Origin of the sequence: Gottfriedia sp. NPDC058432 (genome assembly GCF_042721555.1) — a bacterium.
Taxonomy (GTDB): Bacteria; Bacillota; Bacilli; order Bacillales; family Bacillaceae_G; genus Gottfriedia.
This window is the reverse complement of record NZ_JBHXLC010000005.1, coordinates 85,148-101,671: the sequence shown is the minus strand read 5'-3', so window position 1 is coordinate 101,671 and position 16,524 is coordinate 85,148. Positions and strand designations below refer to the sequence as shown.

10 protein-coding genes are annotated in these 16,524 nt (G+C 33.3%); 7 read left to right on the top strand and 3 right to left on the bottom strand.

Annotated features, from left to right (window positions below):
• Window positions 1-51: 51 nt before the first annotated feature.
• A complete protein-coding gene (locus tag ACFWM3_RS07395) occupies window positions 52-3,078 on the bottom strand; it encodes an efflux RND transporter permease subunit (protein ID WP_390310901.1) in 3,027 nt (1,008 codons plus the stop codon).
• A gap of 312 nt (window positions 3,079-3,390) precedes the next feature.
• Between ACFWM3_RS07395 and ACFWM3_RS07390 the strand changes: the two genes are divergently transcribed.
• Window positions 3,391-3,534 carry a hypothetical protein gene (locus ACFWM3_RS07390; RefSeq protein WP_390310900.1) on the top strand — a complete coding sequence of 48 codons (144 nt, stop codon included), beginning with the start codon at window positions 3,391-3,393 and terminating at the stop codon, window positions 3,532-3,534.
• A 21-nt stretch (window positions 3,535-3,555) separates the two neighbouring features.
• Here the strand turns inward: ACFWM3_RS07390 and ACFWM3_RS07385 are convergent, their stop codons facing one another.
• A complete protein-coding gene (locus ACFWM3_RS07385) occupies window positions 3,556-4,107 on the bottom strand; it encodes a signal peptidase I (RefSeq protein ID WP_390310899.1) in 552 nt (183 codons plus the stop codon).
• 474 nt (window positions 4,108-4,581) lie between these two features.
• Here ACFWM3_RS07385 and ACFWM3_RS07380 point away from each other — a divergent pair, with 474 nt between their 5' ends.
• The 3 genes from ACFWM3_RS07380 (at window position 4,582) to ACFWM3_RS07370 (ending at window position 10,172) form a co-directional block, all read left to right on the top strand.
• Entirely contained in the window at window positions 4,582-8,724 is a 4,143-nt protein-coding gene (locus ACFWM3_RS07380) for a S8 family serine peptidase (protein WP_390310898.1), read from the top strand.
• Window positions 8,725-8,873: 149 nt separating this feature from the next.
• Window positions 8,874-9,584 carry a hypothetical protein gene (locus ACFWM3_RS07375; protein WP_390310897.1) on the top strand — a complete coding sequence of 237 codons (711 nt, stop codon included), beginning with the start codon at window positions 8,874-8,876 and terminating at the stop codon, window positions 9,582-9,584.
• A 51-nt stretch (window positions 9,585-9,635) separates the two neighbouring features.
• Window positions 9,636-10,172, top strand: a complete 537-nt coding sequence (locus tag ACFWM3_RS07370) for a hypothetical protein (protein WP_390310896.1) — start codon at window positions 9,636-9,638, stop codon at window positions 10,170-10,172.
• A 92-nt stretch (window positions 10,173-10,264) separates the two neighbouring features.
• On the opposite strand, the gene ACFWM3_RS07365 is transcribed toward ACFWM3_RS07370, so the two are convergent.
• Window positions 10,265-11,509 (bottom strand): helix-turn-helix domain-containing protein, encoded by a 1,245-nt coding sequence (locus ACFWM3_RS07365; protein WP_390310895.1) that lies wholly within the window; start codon window positions 11,507-11,509, stop codon window positions 10,265-10,267.
• A 596-nt stretch (window positions 11,510-12,105) separates the two neighbouring features.
• Between ACFWM3_RS07365 and ACFWM3_RS07360 the strand changes: the two genes are divergently transcribed.
• The 3 genes from ACFWM3_RS07360 (at window position 12,106) to ACFWM3_RS07350 (ending at window position 16,446) form a co-directional block, all read left to right on the top strand.
• Window positions 12,106-13,416, top strand: coding sequence for a helix-turn-helix domain-containing protein (locus ACFWM3_RS07360; RefSeq protein WP_390310894.1), 1,311 nt, complete (start codon window positions 12,106-12,108; stop codon window positions 13,414-13,416).
• A gap of 532 nt (window positions 13,417-13,948) precedes the next feature.
• Window positions 13,949-15,661, top strand: a complete 1,713-nt coding sequence (locus ACFWM3_RS07355) for an ABC transporter ATP-binding protein (protein WP_390310893.1) — start codon at window positions 13,949-13,951, stop codon at window positions 15,659-15,661.
• 74 nt (window positions 15,662-15,735) lie between these two features.
• On the top strand, window positions 15,736-16,446 hold the full coding sequence (locus tag ACFWM3_RS07350) for a class I SAM-dependent methyltransferase (RefSeq protein ID WP_390310963.1): 711 nt from the start codon (window positions 15,736-15,738) through the stop codon (window positions 16,444-16,446).
• Window positions 16,447-16,524 lie beyond the last annotated feature (78 nt).

The window sequence follows — 16,524 nt, the reverse complement described above, 5'->3', positions numbered from 1 at the left end:
CTATCCAAAAAAATGGGATGTCTCAATACTACTGAGACATCCCGCATTTATTTACAAACTTACTGGCTTACTAGTATCTTGCTTTCTACGTTGTTTTCTAGATTTTCTAAAATAAAGTAACTCATAAATGACAGGGATGACAATTAGTGTTAATAATGTTGAAACAGTTAATCCGCCAATTACTACAACTGCAAGGCTTTGTGATACAAGGCTACCGGTTTCGGCCTTTTTGAATAGTAGTGGTAGCATTGCACAAATTGTAGCAACAGCCGTCATGAGAATTGGTCGAATTCGAGTTACCGCAGCATCGATAATTGCTTCACGTAGAATCATTTGTTTTTCTTTTTGTTTTACTCGGTCTAGTAATACGATTGCATTTGTCACGACAATTCCGATGAGCATCAGTGCTCCTAATAGTGCTGTTGGTTCAACTGAGATGCGACTTATAATCAAGCCAAGCACAGCTCCAATCGCTGCTAAAGGTAAAGAACATAGGATAGCAATTGGTGCACGGAATGTTTTAAATGTAATAATCATGATTAGAAATACTAAGCCGATTGAGACAAGCATGATCATATATAAATCTGAGAAATCTTGTGATTGTTGTGCAAGAGCACCACCAATGTATACATTTACACCATCGGCAATTTTCATACCTTTTGATTTTTTATCTCCAAAAATAACTTTATTTAAATCTGCATTAATTTTTGAAAGTTTATCTGGCTTTACTTCAGCGGATATACTTAAATATGGATCGCCGTCTTTATGATATAGATTCGTAGACTTTTCCTCTACTTTTAGTGTAGCTACTGACGATACCGGAATCATTCCAGTTTTAGTCATAATCGGTACTGATTTAATATCGTCAGGAGTTTTAGGTTCTAATATTGGTTCAAGATATACATCAGTCGGTTGTTGATCAATTGTAACTGTTCCAAGTGGAGTTCGATTCCACATAACAAATAACTGTTGCGATAGTTGTTCAGCATTACCTTTGGAAGGGTCAACCTCTAACGAGTAAACCGTTTTTTTGTCTTCCTCATTTGTTGTTACCTTTTTAACTCCATCAATATTTTTTATTTTATTTTTAATTTCACTTGCGGTATTCTCTAAATCATTTAAATTATTTCCGACCACATCAATTGTAATTTGAGTTTTAGATCCTCCAAATAAACTAGATGCCATTGTACTTAATTCTGCATCCGCATAGTTAGATTTTTGCGTATTGATTTTTTTTACGACTTGATCAGTAAGTTTTTTATTGTCTAGTGTAATTAAATAGATTGCTTGGGTAGAAGAGCGGACATCCCCATATTTTGCAGCATCAGCTGTACTACCTAATTGAGTGTAAACTCCTTTTATTCCTTTTTGCTCAAGAATATACTTTTCTAGTTTAAGCGTGTTTTCCTTTACTTTTTCAACTGGTGTATCACTTGGATACGTTAATGTTGTTTGAACAAAGTCTGAAGATGAATTATCTGTCGCACCTTTTGGCATAGCGAAATAAGTACCTATTGAGCCGACAAATAATAAAAATGAAACGACTAAAATGACCCATTTATGATTTAATGACCAAGTGAGAACTTTTTTATATCGTACTGAAGGCTTATGAGCTTTTAATTTAGCCTTTTTAAGGAAGAATGCACTTAATAATGGAACGACCGTCAATGCAACAAATAATGAAGCTAATAAAGAGTAAGTAATAGTTAAAGCAAATGGAAGCATGAAATCTTTAAGCCCCGTGCTAATAATTCCTATTGGTAAAAATACTGCAACAGTCGTTAAAGTAGAGGCTGTGATTGCACTCCCGACTTCTTTTGTAGCGTCAATAATCATTTGAACCGAAAATTTCTCTGATTGAGTTTTTCTAAATATATTCTCAATAACTACAATACTATCATCAACTAATCGTCCAACTGCTACAGCTACTCCACCAAGTGTTAAAACATTCAGTGTAATGCCAGACTCCGCAAGTAAAAATAATGTTAAACATAAAGATAGAGGAATCGAAACAATGGTAATTAGTGTTGAACGTACATTTCTTAAGAATAACATGATGACAATCGTAGCAAATAATGCACCAAGTAAAACTTCCTTAATCATTGCATGTACAGAAGTTTTTACCATATCTGATGTTGCGACCATCACATCTGAATTCATATTTTTATATTTTTTATTTAAGTGTTTAGTAGCTTCTCTTACATCCTTTGTAATACTAACAGCATTAGAATTACTATCCTTTGTGATGATTAATAATAATCCGTCTTTTCCGTTGATTCTTGTTAGATTGTTTGCTGGCTTTTTCACTTCAACAGTTGCAATATCAGCTAATTTAACATGATCAGCGACCATAAGACTCTTAACTTTGTCTATATTATCTAAATTCCCAACAACTTTTATATTACTAGTTTTATCATTTATAATACCTTCGCCAACTGAAACTGCGGAATTTTGGCCTCGAATAATTCCCATGACAGTTTCTAGTGAAACTTTATTCTGGGCAAGCTTCGCATTATCGATTTTTACAGAAACAAAAGATTTTTCTGTACCGTATGTTTGAACATCTGCTACGCCTTTTATGTCTTTGAAATATGGAATAACTTTTTTGTTTGCAAAATCAATATTATTCGGACTTAATCCATCCTCAAAAGTGATTGCAACATCTGCGATAGGGATCATGGAAGTGTTTAATTGAACAATTGTAGGTTTACTAACATTTTGAGGTAGGGTGACTTTATTTAAAGATTCTTGGACTTCTTGTTTAGCGTCCTTCATGTTTGTTCCTGAATCATAATAGACATCAATTTTTGAAAAACCATTGCTTGTGCTTGAATAAATATGACTTTTACCTTTCACACCAGAGACAGCATTTTCAATCGGAGTAGTTACTTGATCCTCCATTGTTTTCGAATCAGTACCTTGGCCCATAACAATGACAGAAACAATTGGTTGGTCTGCAGCAGGTAGAAATTCCATTGGAAGCTTTTTATAGCTTAATACTCCAATTAATAAAATGAGAACTGATAAAAAGGTAATGGCGGCTTTATTATTAAAGGCCCATTTTGTAAACCATGACATTCAAGTTATCCCCCTTTATGGTAAATATATCCAGTAACACACAAGTTGAATCGTAACACACTAATCTTAAAATTAAAATACATTTAATTTAGAATTTACAAAATATTTAAGAGCACAATTCGACATTTGAACAGTTTAAGTGGTAAATGAATTAATACATACTTTACTAAAATATGAGACAATTTGTCTTTTATACTTGTTTAATGGTTAAGATAGACGATTTAAAAAAACAGTTTTATTAATTCCGTTGTTGTTCTTAACTAGTCCAGCCAGCTAATGAATCTGATAAAGAATTCGAGAGATTATAGTTGAATGACTAGCGAAAGAGAGCGATCATTGACAGGGGTTGAACGGAATGATCAAGCAGAGCTACTAGCTGTTAAATTAAAAAGCTGCCACTATAAAATGGCAGCTTTTATCATTACTATTTTAGACAATCGATTCCAGTGGATTTAAATAAAGTTTTATAAAACCCAATTACCCCTTGAGAATACCAGACGATTGTGTTTTTTCCCTAGAAAGTCTTTCGAAAACCTCTAAACAAATGTATCCGGTAGCAGGTATTAGTATTAGTAGAATAAATCCAATTGGTCCACTAACAAATTTTGCTACATATCCAGCTTTCGGAACCTTCAATATTAGTTTACCGACGAGATTATTAGAGGTGACAACACTGGAATCTGCTGTATTGTTATTGTCCCCTTTTGTTACAAATCCAATCTTTCCTTGATTTTGTTTAATGGAGACGACACGATGGGTAAAAAACTTTGTAGGTGAATCTCTAAAAGTAATCACATCATTTACTTTTACATCCGATGGCTTTGTCTTTTTAATAATGACTAAGTCACCCGCTTTAATATACGGATGCATACTGTTAGTTAAAACGGTTAATGGGCTGACTCCAAAAATGGAGGGCATTTTCTCTGGATGTTTTTTTGATTGAAATGTGAAGTATAGCAAAAATACTATGACGAATAAAATAATGATGAGAAAAATAATAGAAATGCTTTTAGATACAGTTTTAATCATGAGTTCCCCAACCTTCATTTGATATCAGAATATTCTTATAACCCCTCTTATTTCACTTATTATAAGCTCTTGCTATTTTTTTTAAAACTGAAGAATATTGCCACACCGTTATCATACTTTCAAAAATTAACGATATTACCCCTTTTTTGGGGTAATTGTTATCGTTTTTTCACTTTTTGTTATTTTTAAATAGGAAAAAAGACTATAGGTATAAAGTCGTTTTTTCCATGAATCGCATCAAAAGAAAACAAAAATGAGAAATATTTCCTATGAATTTTCAGGAAAATGGGCCCGCTTTATGATGATCCAATAAACCACGATTTACGAAAAATAATGGCCTATTTACAATGTGAGTAGAGTGAATATTCGTCAAATTTAGAAAACAAATCTAATTAATCGAATAAAGACATCTAGAAAAATTATTGCTTCTTAGTTCACTAATAAAAAGGGAAATAAAGGAGGAAGAGAAAGGGAATGAAGAAAGGGAAATTTGGCCGTGTTTTGTTGGGTTCTGCGTTAACAGTTAGTTTAGTAGCAGCTTCGGGTGTACCTTTTAATGTGTTGGCTAGGGCTCAGGAAAAGGCAAAAGTTACGAATGCCGAGGAAATACTGAACAACTTAAGCGTTGAACAAAGAAAGGCACTTAAGGAGATTGAAGTAGGATCAGGGTTTGTTATCGCGCCAGATATTAAAGTTAACAGTCCTGAAATGGTAAATGTCATTGTAGAATTCAAGCAAGAACCAGCACAAGTGGAAATGATGAAACAAATGGCTTCAGGAAAAAGAATGGTACTATCCTCTGCACAGAATAAAGTAGAGGAATCTCATCAACAATTTAAAAAAGAGTTTAATAAACTTAAAGGTTCAAAAACTACATTCAGTCAAAATTTAAATGAATCAAAGATTACTAGAGAATATAAAAATGCCTTTAACGGAGTAGCGGTAACTATGCCGGGTAATATGATTGAATCCTTGGTTCAATCAGGTATTGTTAAACGCGTATGGAATAATAAGGAGCTAAAATTGGATCTTCCGAAAGAAACGCAAGATTTAAAGTCAACCGCAATGTCAGGATCCGAAGATAGCAATAGCCAAATTGGCGTGGACAAGCTTCATAAAGAAAAAATCACAGGGAAAGGCATCAAAGTAGGGGTAATTGATACAGGAATCGACTATCATCATCCCGACTTAAAAGATGCATATAAAGGTGGATATGATTTTGTTGACAACGACAATGATCCAATGGAAGCTACCTATGAAGATTGGAAAAAAACAAATTATCCCGAAATAGACCCTTATTCTGGCGCACCTTATTATACTTCGCATGGGACGCACGTTTCGGGAACAATTGCTGCGGAAAAGAAAAATAATGTTGACCATGCAGTAGAAGGAGTCGCACCAGAAGCTGACCTTTATGTATATCGCGTGCTAGGACCTTATGGTGGAGGTTATACAGATGCAGTTCTTGCCGGAATTGATAAAGCGGTAAAAGATGGAATGGATGTAATCAATTTATCTCTTGGTGAAGGTATTAATGATGCCCTTTCCCCAACATCCGTAGCTATTAATAATGCAATGCTTGCTGGAGTAGTTTCTGTAGTTGCAGCTGGAAATTCGGGGCCGGGTGAAAAAACAGTTGGCTCGCCAGGTACATCTTCATTTGCCATAACAGTTGGAGCGAGTGATTATTCACAAACCATTACGACGTATTCCGCGCGTGCGGGAAATGAGAAGTTTAATGAAATGAAGTTACTAGGAAAGAACTTTACGGATAAGTTAGATGAATTAAAAGGAAAATCTCTCCCAGTTATCTATGTGGGGTTAGGAAAAAGTAGTGATTTTACAGGAAAAGATTTAAACGGAAAATTAGCTTTAATCCAACGCGGAGAAATCGCGTTTGATGAAAAGATTCGTAATGCCAAGAACGCGGGAGCTAAGGCGATCATTGTATACAACAATGTAGATGGAGAGATTCCAGCTTATTTGGGAGAAAGCGCTAGTTATGTTCCAACCTTCCAACTTACAAAAGCAGAAGGGGAACGTTTAAAATCTCTGGAAAGTGGCTCCTTTACATTTGAAGAAATGAGCAGTGTGCATACAGAAGGAGATCATTTAGCAGACTTTAGCTCTCGTGGACCAGTTGAGAAGAACTATGATATTAAGCCAGACATTGTTGCACCTGGAGTGGCGGTATTTTCAACCTATCCAGAATATATGAATGACCCTGGAGATGGTGAAAATTACGATATCGCCTACACACGTATGTCAGGAACTTCAATGGCGACCCCTCATGTTGCAGGGTCAGCAGCTTTAATTTTACAAGAGCATCCAGAATATACACCATTTGAAGTGAAAGAAGCCTTGATGAATACAGCAGATGAGTTAAAAGAAAAGTATTCAGTAAATGAAGTAGGGGCAGGTCGTATAGATACGTACGAGGCGGTTCATGCTAATACATCCATTAAAGTAATTGATAAAACAGAAAATATGGATGGAAACCAAACTGTTGAAATTGATGAAGAGACAGGCTCAATGGCGTTAGGCAGCCATTATCAAAAAGATAAGGATATAGATGAAAGCAGAAAAGTAGTGATTCAAAACAGAGATGCGAAAGAAGCGAAAGAATTTAAAGTGGAAGTGGAATATTCACCAGTAAAAGGAAATGTGAAGGATGCAGTGAAAAATGGTGTGAAAGTGACAACACCATCATCTATTACGGTAACCGCTGGCCAATCAAAAGAAATTCAACCATCCATCCATGTTCCGACGAACGCTGAACCAGGAAGATATGAAGGATATATTCATTTTGTAAATGAAAAGGATGGAACCGAAAACTATCAAATACCATTTTCGATTCGCTACACAGATAAAGGGATCGACTATGCTGAATTAGATAGACCGGCTGTTGCAACGGATACAACGAAATTTCATCCATACTTAACTCCATTCGTAAATGCAATGTTTAAATTGAAGAGCCCGATGAAAACAATCGATATTATCATCAAGGACGGAAAAACGGGTCAGCCTGTTGGCTTTCTTGGTTCACTAATAAATGTCGATAACATTGAACCAGATTCAGAAAAATATATTTTATGGGCTTTTACAGGATCTGTTTATCCATTTACCAATGACCCAGCGAATCCTATAGCTAATAAACGTATTAGTTTGCCTGATGGTGATTATACATTTGAAATGATCGCTAAAGATAATGATGGAAAAACTTATGTGAATGATCAAGTGATTATTGTAGATAATAAGCCACCGGAATTAACTTTCAAGGACTATAAGCCAGGTTTCTACGAAGTGGATCAGTCAATGTACACGGATGAAGACGGCTACCACGCTTTATGGGCACATGGTAATGTATATGACTCTACGATTGATCTATTAAAGTCAAAAGGTCTTAACTATGATCAAACTGCAAATTGGCTCTTTTATTATCAAAATTCGTCATGGCCAACAGGCATCCTGCCTATTCAACCTAACGGGGATTTCAAATTTGGATTATTACCGGAAGAAGTTGAAACACCTGTAAATCTAAAACTATACCCATTTGATCTAGCAACAGCTGGGAATCTTTTAGGCTATAATTATACATTTGTCAAAGAAGGAACAGAGTATGTATTACCAAGCTACAACAAGAAAAAAGTAAAACTAGGCGATACAATTACGATGACATTAAGTATCAATAATGTGAAAAAGCTCGTTTCCGGAAAATATGGAGTTGAATATACGAAAAGTTTATACGAATTTAGAGATGTGGTGCTAAACAAAGCTTTTGAAAAATATGCAAATGACCACAAACTAAATGTTTCTCTAGATAAACCGACAATTAATGATGATTTATGGACGAAAACAGTAAATGTTGGTGCATCCTTTGATCAAAAAGATTTTAAAGGCTTTGATGGTGATACTCCATTCCTTGATGTGACATTTAAAGTCATTAACGATGAAAGCTATGATGGTCTTGCAGGCATGAATGTAAACAAATTTATGTATACGAAAGTCGGAGAAACGAAGGAAACAACAATACCGGGATACACAAATGAGCAGTTCTCAATCATCCCAAAACATTCCAATGTACGTGGATTCGTTAAGCCGGAAGCATTAGCTTCAAATAACAAAACCCAAATCCATGCCAAAGTTTATGCAAAAGCAGGAAATGGCCAAGAATATGTAGGAACGATTGATAAATCAGGACAATATGAGATTCATGGAATTCCAGTTTCAACGAAAGATTATGATATTTATGTAGAAGTTCCGGGGCATTTAACTAGTAAGACAACTGCTAAGTTAAGTAAAGAAGTCGATGGAGAACTAGTGGGAGTAAGCCTTCGAACGTACACAGATCAGTTTCCTGCTGGCGATGTAACCGGGGATGAAGTGATTGATATTAATGATCTAATTCAAGTTGCAGCACAATACGGTAAAAAACATGACAAAGAAGACATCAACCAGGACGGCATAGTAGATGAAAAAGATGTTCGTTTTATTGAAAAGAACTTCTTGAAAATAGGAGAAAATGCGAAGAAAAATGCAAAGCCGCAAGAAAAGCTTGGTAAAAAAGGGTTAGAAGATATTTTACGCACCTTAGGTCTTGAGCCTAATAAAAAATAGAAAGCTAGATGGATTTTTAATCTAGGAAAAGGCGGGGGGGATTTGTCTTTACATAATGTTTTTGTATGTAAAGGCAAATCAGTCCTCCGTACACAATCAAGATTAGTGACCTTTACAAAAAAATGTGACTTACATGGGAGAAGAAACTTATGAAAAAAATGAAAAGAGCATTATTAGGCACGACATTAGTAGGAGCGTTAGTTGTTTCTGTGGGATTTGGAACATACTCCTGGTTTACTTCAGAGACAAATGCTGCTGGTCAGATTGTTAACGGTACATTACAACTAAATAATGGACAAAATATTACAGAAAAAGTTATTGATGGTGTTGATTTTGCTCCATCCCAATTAAAGTATGGGGAGTGGATGACGGTCGATAATACAGGAACGCTAGCAACAAATATTAAAGCTACTCTAAATCAGAAATTGGATAAGGACGTTAATATAAAAAAATATAAAGTTGGGTATATTGCGATAAAATATAAGCAAAAGCCAACAGGTGATGTTCAAAAAGCTGCGAAAATCAAGCTTGATAAATTATTTGATGGAACGACTAATGTAGTACAATCTCAAACATTTAGTAACGAATCCGAAATTGCACCAGGCGTAAGTGCGGTTACAGGTTTAGTAGGAGAAGAAGGTGTAGCAGGTTATACAGCTGTATCCAATAAAAATTGGCAGCTTGGAAATGGTGCGAACCAAGGATTTTGGAAATTGAAATCGGATGAGTATATTGATATGATGTTTGCCATTAAATTAGATGAAACCGCAAATAATGACTATCAAGGAGTAAAATATTCAGCTGATTTAAAAGTTCAAGCGAAGCAAGTAGATGAAGGTTCTAAGTATGAAGGTGAATAATGTTGTTGGGCAGTCGGTTAATCGACTGCTTTTCTGATAGGAGTAGGTTATATGCGAAAAAGTGAGCGCATGCTAGTTTTTTACTCCATTATTTTAATCTATTGCCTATTTCTATTTGTTGGTAAATTGAATACATATGCTTGGTTTACGGACGAGGTTCGAGCAAGTGGAGAAATAACCAACGCTACAACTAAAGATTTACTTTCTATTTCCACTAGTGATGTGATCTATCAAAGCAAATGTGAGATTTCCCAAAAAATCTCTATTAAAAATATTTCAGACATAAAGATTCCTATTAAACTAGTAGATCAATCCCTATTATTGCATCCAGGGGAAACCTTTAATAAAACGATGAAACAAAAAGTTTCCTGTGAGGAGAAGGAACATCATTATCATCTATTAGGTTTAAATCATTATATTGATGAAATGATAAGTGTCCCTCTTGATCAAAACAAGCTCTCGGGAATGGAAAATAACAGTGAAAGTCCTCAGGATAAGACAAACATTTCACCTAAATCAATGAATGATAAAAAAGTGGATCCTAAAGAAAATGATCAAGTAGACAAAGAGAACTCGGTACAATCATGAAGACTCATTTCGATCCTATAAATATTTTTGGAACTTGGAGCCAGATAAAAAGAAGCAGGTCAGGAGGATCATCCTCCTGACCTTATTATTAATTAAACGAACATATTCACTCTCCGATGCTTGTCAACCAGTGGAGTAGCAAATTTATTTGCCTTTTCAATATCCCCTTTTTCCATGTAATGATCAAAAAGTTGTACTTGATAATGCTCTGTCAATAAAGACAATCCGGTTTCGGTTAAATAAGGATATACTTTTGCCTCTAAGTAGTAGAAATATTTTTCTTTACGATGTTGAAGTTTATACAAATGCATGCGGAAGAAGTGAATGAAAATCGTATCTTTCTTCTTTTTTGCAAGTTTTAGACCATTTTTAGCAAGTTCATAGAGTGTTTCTTGGGGTGATTCTCCTTGCTGGCTTAGTGCATTTAAATATCCTTCCAATGACCCGATATAATTTTCTGAGAGAGGATTTCGACCCTCTAATGCCTTCTTAAATAATTCACTAGCATCGATAAAATATCCATGTCGAAGTAGATAGTATGCATAATTATGAATGATCATCGACCTTTGTCGCTCTAAACCGTAATTTTCAGCCATTTCGATTAATCTTTTATAGCTTAAGATACTTTCAGGATTATAAAAGTCATCTTGTTCTACTTGAATAAGCATTAGCATCTCTGAATCAATTATTCTAGAAAAGCTGCGAGCCTCGGTAAAAAATTGTAGTGCCTTATTCGCGTAATAATAAGCCAGTGTTTTAGAATTGATGGAATGATATGCAACAGCCAAATGATAATAAAATTCTGGATTATAATAGTGGGATAAGTCAAACCTTTTTAAAATAGCAATGGCATTATTGTAGTTCCCTTTATGTAATTCTAAGATTCCTTTAATATGAAGTAACATATTTGTATTATATGGGGAATCATCAAGTTGATTTTCTATTTCTGCAATAATAGGAATGGCTTTATCTGCTTCACCAAAAGATAAATAGTATCTAGTAAGAATAAGTAAGTAGTGATGATAAAGTTTTGGAATATGTAAAAGAGGAATCTCCTCCAATTGTTCTTTTAGAAGCTTTGCTTTTGAATCAAATCGTAAAATAATTGCTTCATGCCATGATTTTAGTAGTAGCTCCGATTGAGCATATGATTCTATTTCTGCTTTTAAATCAATCCCTAAGCGCTTAGACAATAATTCTATTAAATCTTTCGAAACTTCTGTTAAGCCCCGTTCAATTTTGCTTAAATGAGTGTTAGAACAGATGCCACTTCCTAATTCACTCTGAGTCATACCTTTATTTTCTCTGTAAAATTTTATAATTTTCCCTTCAAGCATTTTTTATGTCCCCCCTATCTTAATACTGGTAATTTATCGAGTTTTTCATTTGCTTTAATCAAGTTGAACTCATTTCTTTGTGCAGAATGCCCAAATGAAATTATTGCTTTTTGGTTTATCTAAACGAAGACGGTAATAGGTAATCATTCTAAAATTATTATGTTCCACTAGCTAATCGATGTTCTCCGGAGTTATTTCATTATATACAAGGCAGAAAATTCTGTTAATTGGGAAAGATATTGTAAATTAGAGTAGAATTTTCGTACTTTATACGTTTTTATCTCAAAATAAACTAGCATTAATAATTAAAAATTGTATGTTTTCTAACTTGGGAAATTTTTTGAAAAAAGGAAGATTATCATACTTTTTTTATTAAAAAAAAATTAAAAATAAAACTCTAACCACTAAAAAATGGTTAGAGTTTGGTTAGAGTTTTTCTTTTTTTCTTTAATCGTTCTATAAGCATTAAACAAATAGCATATTGAATTCAAATAAAATGCCTTGGTTGAAAAATAAAACATCATATATGTTTATATAGATTATGACATATATAATGTTATTAGATTGTATTTGGATTAAAAAGGGGGAGTTGCTTTATGTCTATCGGGAAAATCATTTATTATCATCGCAAGAAGCAACATATGACTCAGGAACAACTCTGCCATGGAATTTGTTCTGCTACTCACTTGAGTAAAATCGAAAACAATTCCAAAGAAGCGAATATAAAAACGTTGCAAAAGCTATGCGAGAGATTGGAAATCTCAATGGAGGAAGAAACTAAAAAAACGCAACTTTTAAAGCAAAAACTTGATTTGTTTTATGATGCAATGGAACGTCTTCATAAAGAAAAAGCAGCAACATTATATGACGAGCTAATGGAGCATAAAGAATTTGTCCAATGTATAGAGATCATCTATTTGTATGAATTATACATGCTTCGTTATTTATTATACTTGGATCGATATTCGGAATTTGAAGAAGAGTCGTTGAAAATGAAAAAGGATGTACCAAAGTATTCTTCATATGAGCTATTTGTATGGAGGTTTCTCAAAGCCATTTATTACGGCCGAACACAAAAATACGCACAAGCGCTCAATATTCTAAACAAGTTGGAAGAACAAGCAGAACAATATAGTGAAAGAATTACTGATTATTATTACTATAGATCGACAACACATGGTCATATGTTTCAGTATTCTTTATCCATTGATTATGCAAATAAAGCATTAGCAGTTTTTCAAGATAAGAACAACATCTTACGTATTATGCATATCAAAATCATAATGGCTGTTAATTTAATTTACATTGGTGAATTTAATAGAGCGGAACAAATGCTTGATTTAATCTTAAGCGATGCTGATTTACTACAGGATATAACCATGAAAGCAATGGCTCTGCATAATTTAGGCTATTTGCATCAAAGACAGGGGAATGTTGAAACAGCACTTGATTTTTTCTCTCAATCTCTTAATTTTAAGCAGAAATATACACATTCCTATTATTTGACTATCTCAACGATTGCAGACATGCTTATCCAATATAACCAACATGAAAAGGCGTTAGAACTATTAAAACCAGAATTGGATTACTTTCAAGACGATAAATCTTCAAATTATATTAAGCTTAAAATATTGTATCTAGAAGCCACTAGGAATAAAAAGAAGCTTGTTAAATATTTAATAAAGCATGTGCCTCCAAGGGTAGAACAGAATGTAGTGTTAAATAATGGGATAAAATATTTCGATATGATAATAGCATATTATGAAGAGAAAAATGATATCACTACTGCTTATCACTATATAAAAATATCCAATCAATTTCTTAAGAAGTTACTTCATAATCTAGAAAGTCCTTTGGAACTTGAAAACTTGAAATTAATATCAACGGAGAATAAATTAAATTTTTAATAAAAAAAGACAAGTTGAACTGAATAAGTTTAGCCTTAATAGAACGAAATATTTTATTTAGCTTTTTTTCAGTTTTTAAATAGTGCTGATCATTGTTTTCTCTTCTTCTGATATTTCTTCTTTTTTAGAATATCCAATCATTAACTCGATAAGGATTTCTCAATTTCTACGCAACCTCTATCTTGTAGAATAGCCTCTTTTCGTAAATTACAATTTTAACTGATATGATATATTCATCATAAAAGTTGGTTTTAATTGATGAAATATGATTACTACTTCAAAGTGTTATACATTAAGTAGATCTTGAATGTGGACAAGTAATGACTACTCTTAAATGAGTAGTTTTTTATGTCTACTTTTTCTTATAAATAAAAATAGCATAATTAAGTTCATCAAAAATGTAATTCTTGTTTTGGATCTCCTACTAAACACTTGTTGGAAAATTCTGAAATGATAGCACACTTAAAACACATGTGGTAAGGTATTAACATCTAACGAACTAGATTAATCAATAGAATAGAGGTGCCGTATTTTGATTAAACGTTTTTTTAGTTATTATAGCCCGCACAAAAAGTTATTTTATATAGACTTTTTCTGTGCAATATTAGTAGGGTTAATGGAGCTTGGATTTCCTTTAGCAGTGTCTTGGTTTATTGATAAACTGCTGCCGGAAGGGAACTGGAGTAAAATTATCTCGATCAGTATCGGACTTTTAGTACTTTATTTAGTAAGTTCTGGTATGCAATTTGTTGTGAATTATTGGGGCCATAAACTTGGTATTAATATTGAGACTGATATGCGTCGTGAGTTATTTAATCATGTTCAACGTCAATCTTTTCGTTTCTTTGATAATACGAAGACTGGTCATATAATGAGCCGTATAACAAATGATTTAATGGATATTGGTGAATTAGCGCACCATGGTCCAGAGGATTTATTTATTGCAATTATGACCTTCATCGGTGCATTTTGGATTATGCTAGCAATTAATGTGAAGCTTGCATTAGTAGCAATTATAATTGTTCCATTTTTAGTTTGGTTGATTTCATACTCAAACATGAAAATGAATAAATCATGGAGTAAAATGTATGGAAATATTGCGAATGTAAATGCACAAGTTGAAGATAGTGTTTCAGGTGTAAGGGTAGTTCAATCTTTTACTAACGAACAATATGAAATGAAACGATTTAATAAAAATAACCAATACTTCCGTAAAACAAAACTAAAAGCTTATAAAGTTATGAGCATGAATTTATTAGGAATCTATGTATCTACTCGATTAATGACACTTGTTATTCTAGTTTTTGGAGCTTGGTTAAGTTTTACGAAAATTTTATCGTATGGAGAATTAGTAGCGTTTATTTTATATTTAAACATTTTATTTAAACCAATTGATAAGATTAGTGCTTTATTAGAACTATATCCTAAGGGTATGGCGGGCTTTAAACGTTTTACTGAATTAATTGATAATGAGCCAGACATTGTAGATACTCCTGATGCAATTGAAGTAGTTAATTTAATAGGGGATATTAAGTTCAAAAATGTATCATTTGGTTATGAAAACAAACGTAGAATCTTAAATGATCTTTCCTTCTCTATTGAGGCTGGTAAAACAATTGCCTTTGTAGGTCCTTCAGGAGCTGGGAAAACTACAATTTGCTCATTAATTCCAAGATTTTATGATGTTTTAAACGGTGCGATCACAATTGATGGAATCGATATTCGAAACATGACGAAAGAATCATTGCGATCAAATATCGGAATCGTACAACAGGATGTCTTTTTATTTACAGGTACATTAAAAGAAAATATAGCTTACGGTAAGTTAAATGCAACAGATGAAGAAATAGAAGAAGCAGCTAAAAAAGCCCACTTAACTGACTTAATTGCTTCATTACCTGATGGTTATGAAACTCAAATTGGAGAAAGAGGATTAAAGCTTTCTGGGGGACAAAAACAACGATTAGCAATTGCTAGAATGTTTTTGAAAAATCCACCAATCCTAATATTAGATGAAGCTACCTCAGCATTAGATACAGAGACAGAAGCAATTATTCAAGAGGCATTAAATGATTTATCAAAAGATCGAACAACATTAGTTATTGCCCATCGATTAGGCACAATTAAAAAAGCAGATCGAATTTTAGTAATCACTGAAGAAGGAATTGCTGAAGATGGTACTCATACAGAATTGCTATCACAGGAAGATGGGATTTTTGCTAGACTTCATGCTCATCAAATTTAACACAAAAAACATTTTTAATAAGAAGGTGTTTTGTATTGATTGAAAATTTTACTGGTAAAGCAGATCTATATTCGATGTTTCGCCCCAGTTATCCGAATGAATATATCAATTATTTACTCTCAGAAAATCATTTAAGTGAGGGGAGTGTTATTGCAGACATTGGCTCGGGTACGGGTATTTTAACGAAACTTTTACTTGAAAAAAAGTTAAATGTTTTAGCAATTGAGCCAAATAATGATATGCGAGGGATCGCTGAGAAGACTTTGAAGATATATGATCAATATAAGTCAATTAATGCAACAGCTGAAAATACTTCTCTAAAAATTAATAGTGTTGATTTAATAACAGTAGCGCAAGCATTTCATTGGTTTGATAAAGAAAAATTCCAGTTAGAATGCAAACGGATCTTAAAAGAGAATTCAAAAGTATCTCTAGTTTGGAATAGTAAAGATGTATTAAGTCCATTAATGATTGAACTGCAGGAGATTTGCAAAGAAACTTGTCCCAAGTTTAAAGGGTTTAGCGGTGGAATAGAAGATACGCCAAATGTTTATAACCAATTTTTTAAAAATGGGATTTATGAAATGATGGTTTATAGAAATGATTTGGAAATGGATTTAGAAGGATTTTTAGGTAGAAACTTATCTTCTTCTTTTTCTCCATTACGTGAGGAAAAAGAATTTGAGCCATATAGAACTGCACTTACAAATTTATTTTATAAGTATGGTGTAAATGGCAAAATCATTTATCCTTATATTACTAAAAGCTATTTAGGTTTTGTGTAGATAGAAAGTATGTGGGGCAACGTATGTTTTTTGCGTTGCCTCTTTATTATTTATTTTGTAATAATTAAAGATAAAATG

Bases quoted from the DNA above. Each gene is read 5' to 3' on its own strand.
- ACFWM3_RS07375 (WP_390310897.1), top strand. From the start codon at position 8,874: ATGAAAAAAATGAAAAGAGCATTATTAGGCACGACATTAGTAGGAGCG.
- ACFWM3_RS07360 (WP_390310894.1), top strand. From the start codon at position 12,106: ATGTCTATCGGGAAAATCATTTATTATCATCGCAAGAAGCAACATATG.
- ACFWM3_RS07380 (WP_390310898.1), top strand. From the start codon at position 4,582: ATGAAGAAAGGGAAATTTGGCCGTGTTTTGTTGGGTTCTGCGTTAACA.
- ACFWM3_RS07385 (WP_390310899.1), bottom strand. From the start codon at position 4,107: ATGATTAAAACTGTATCTAAAAGCATTTCTATTATTTTTCTCATCATT.
- ACFWM3_RS07370 (WP_390310896.1), top strand. From the start codon at position 9,636: ATGCGAAAAAGTGAGCGCATGCTAGTTTTTTACTCCATTATTTTAATC.
- ACFWM3_RS07365 (WP_390310895.1), bottom strand. From the start codon at position 11,509: ATGCTTGAAGGGAAAATTATAAAATTTTACAGAGAAAATAAAGGTATG.
- ACFWM3_RS07390 (WP_390310900.1), top strand. From the start codon at position 3,391: ATGACTAGCGAAAGAGAGCGATCATTGACAGGGGTTGAACGGAATGAT.
- ACFWM3_RS07395 (WP_390310901.1), bottom strand. From the start codon at position 3,078: ATGTCATGGTTTACAAAATGGGCCTTTAATAATAAAGCCGCCATTACC.
- ACFWM3_RS07350 (WP_390310963.1), top strand. From the start codon at position 15,736: ATGTTTCGCCCCAGTTATCCGAATGAATATATCAATTATTTACTCTCA.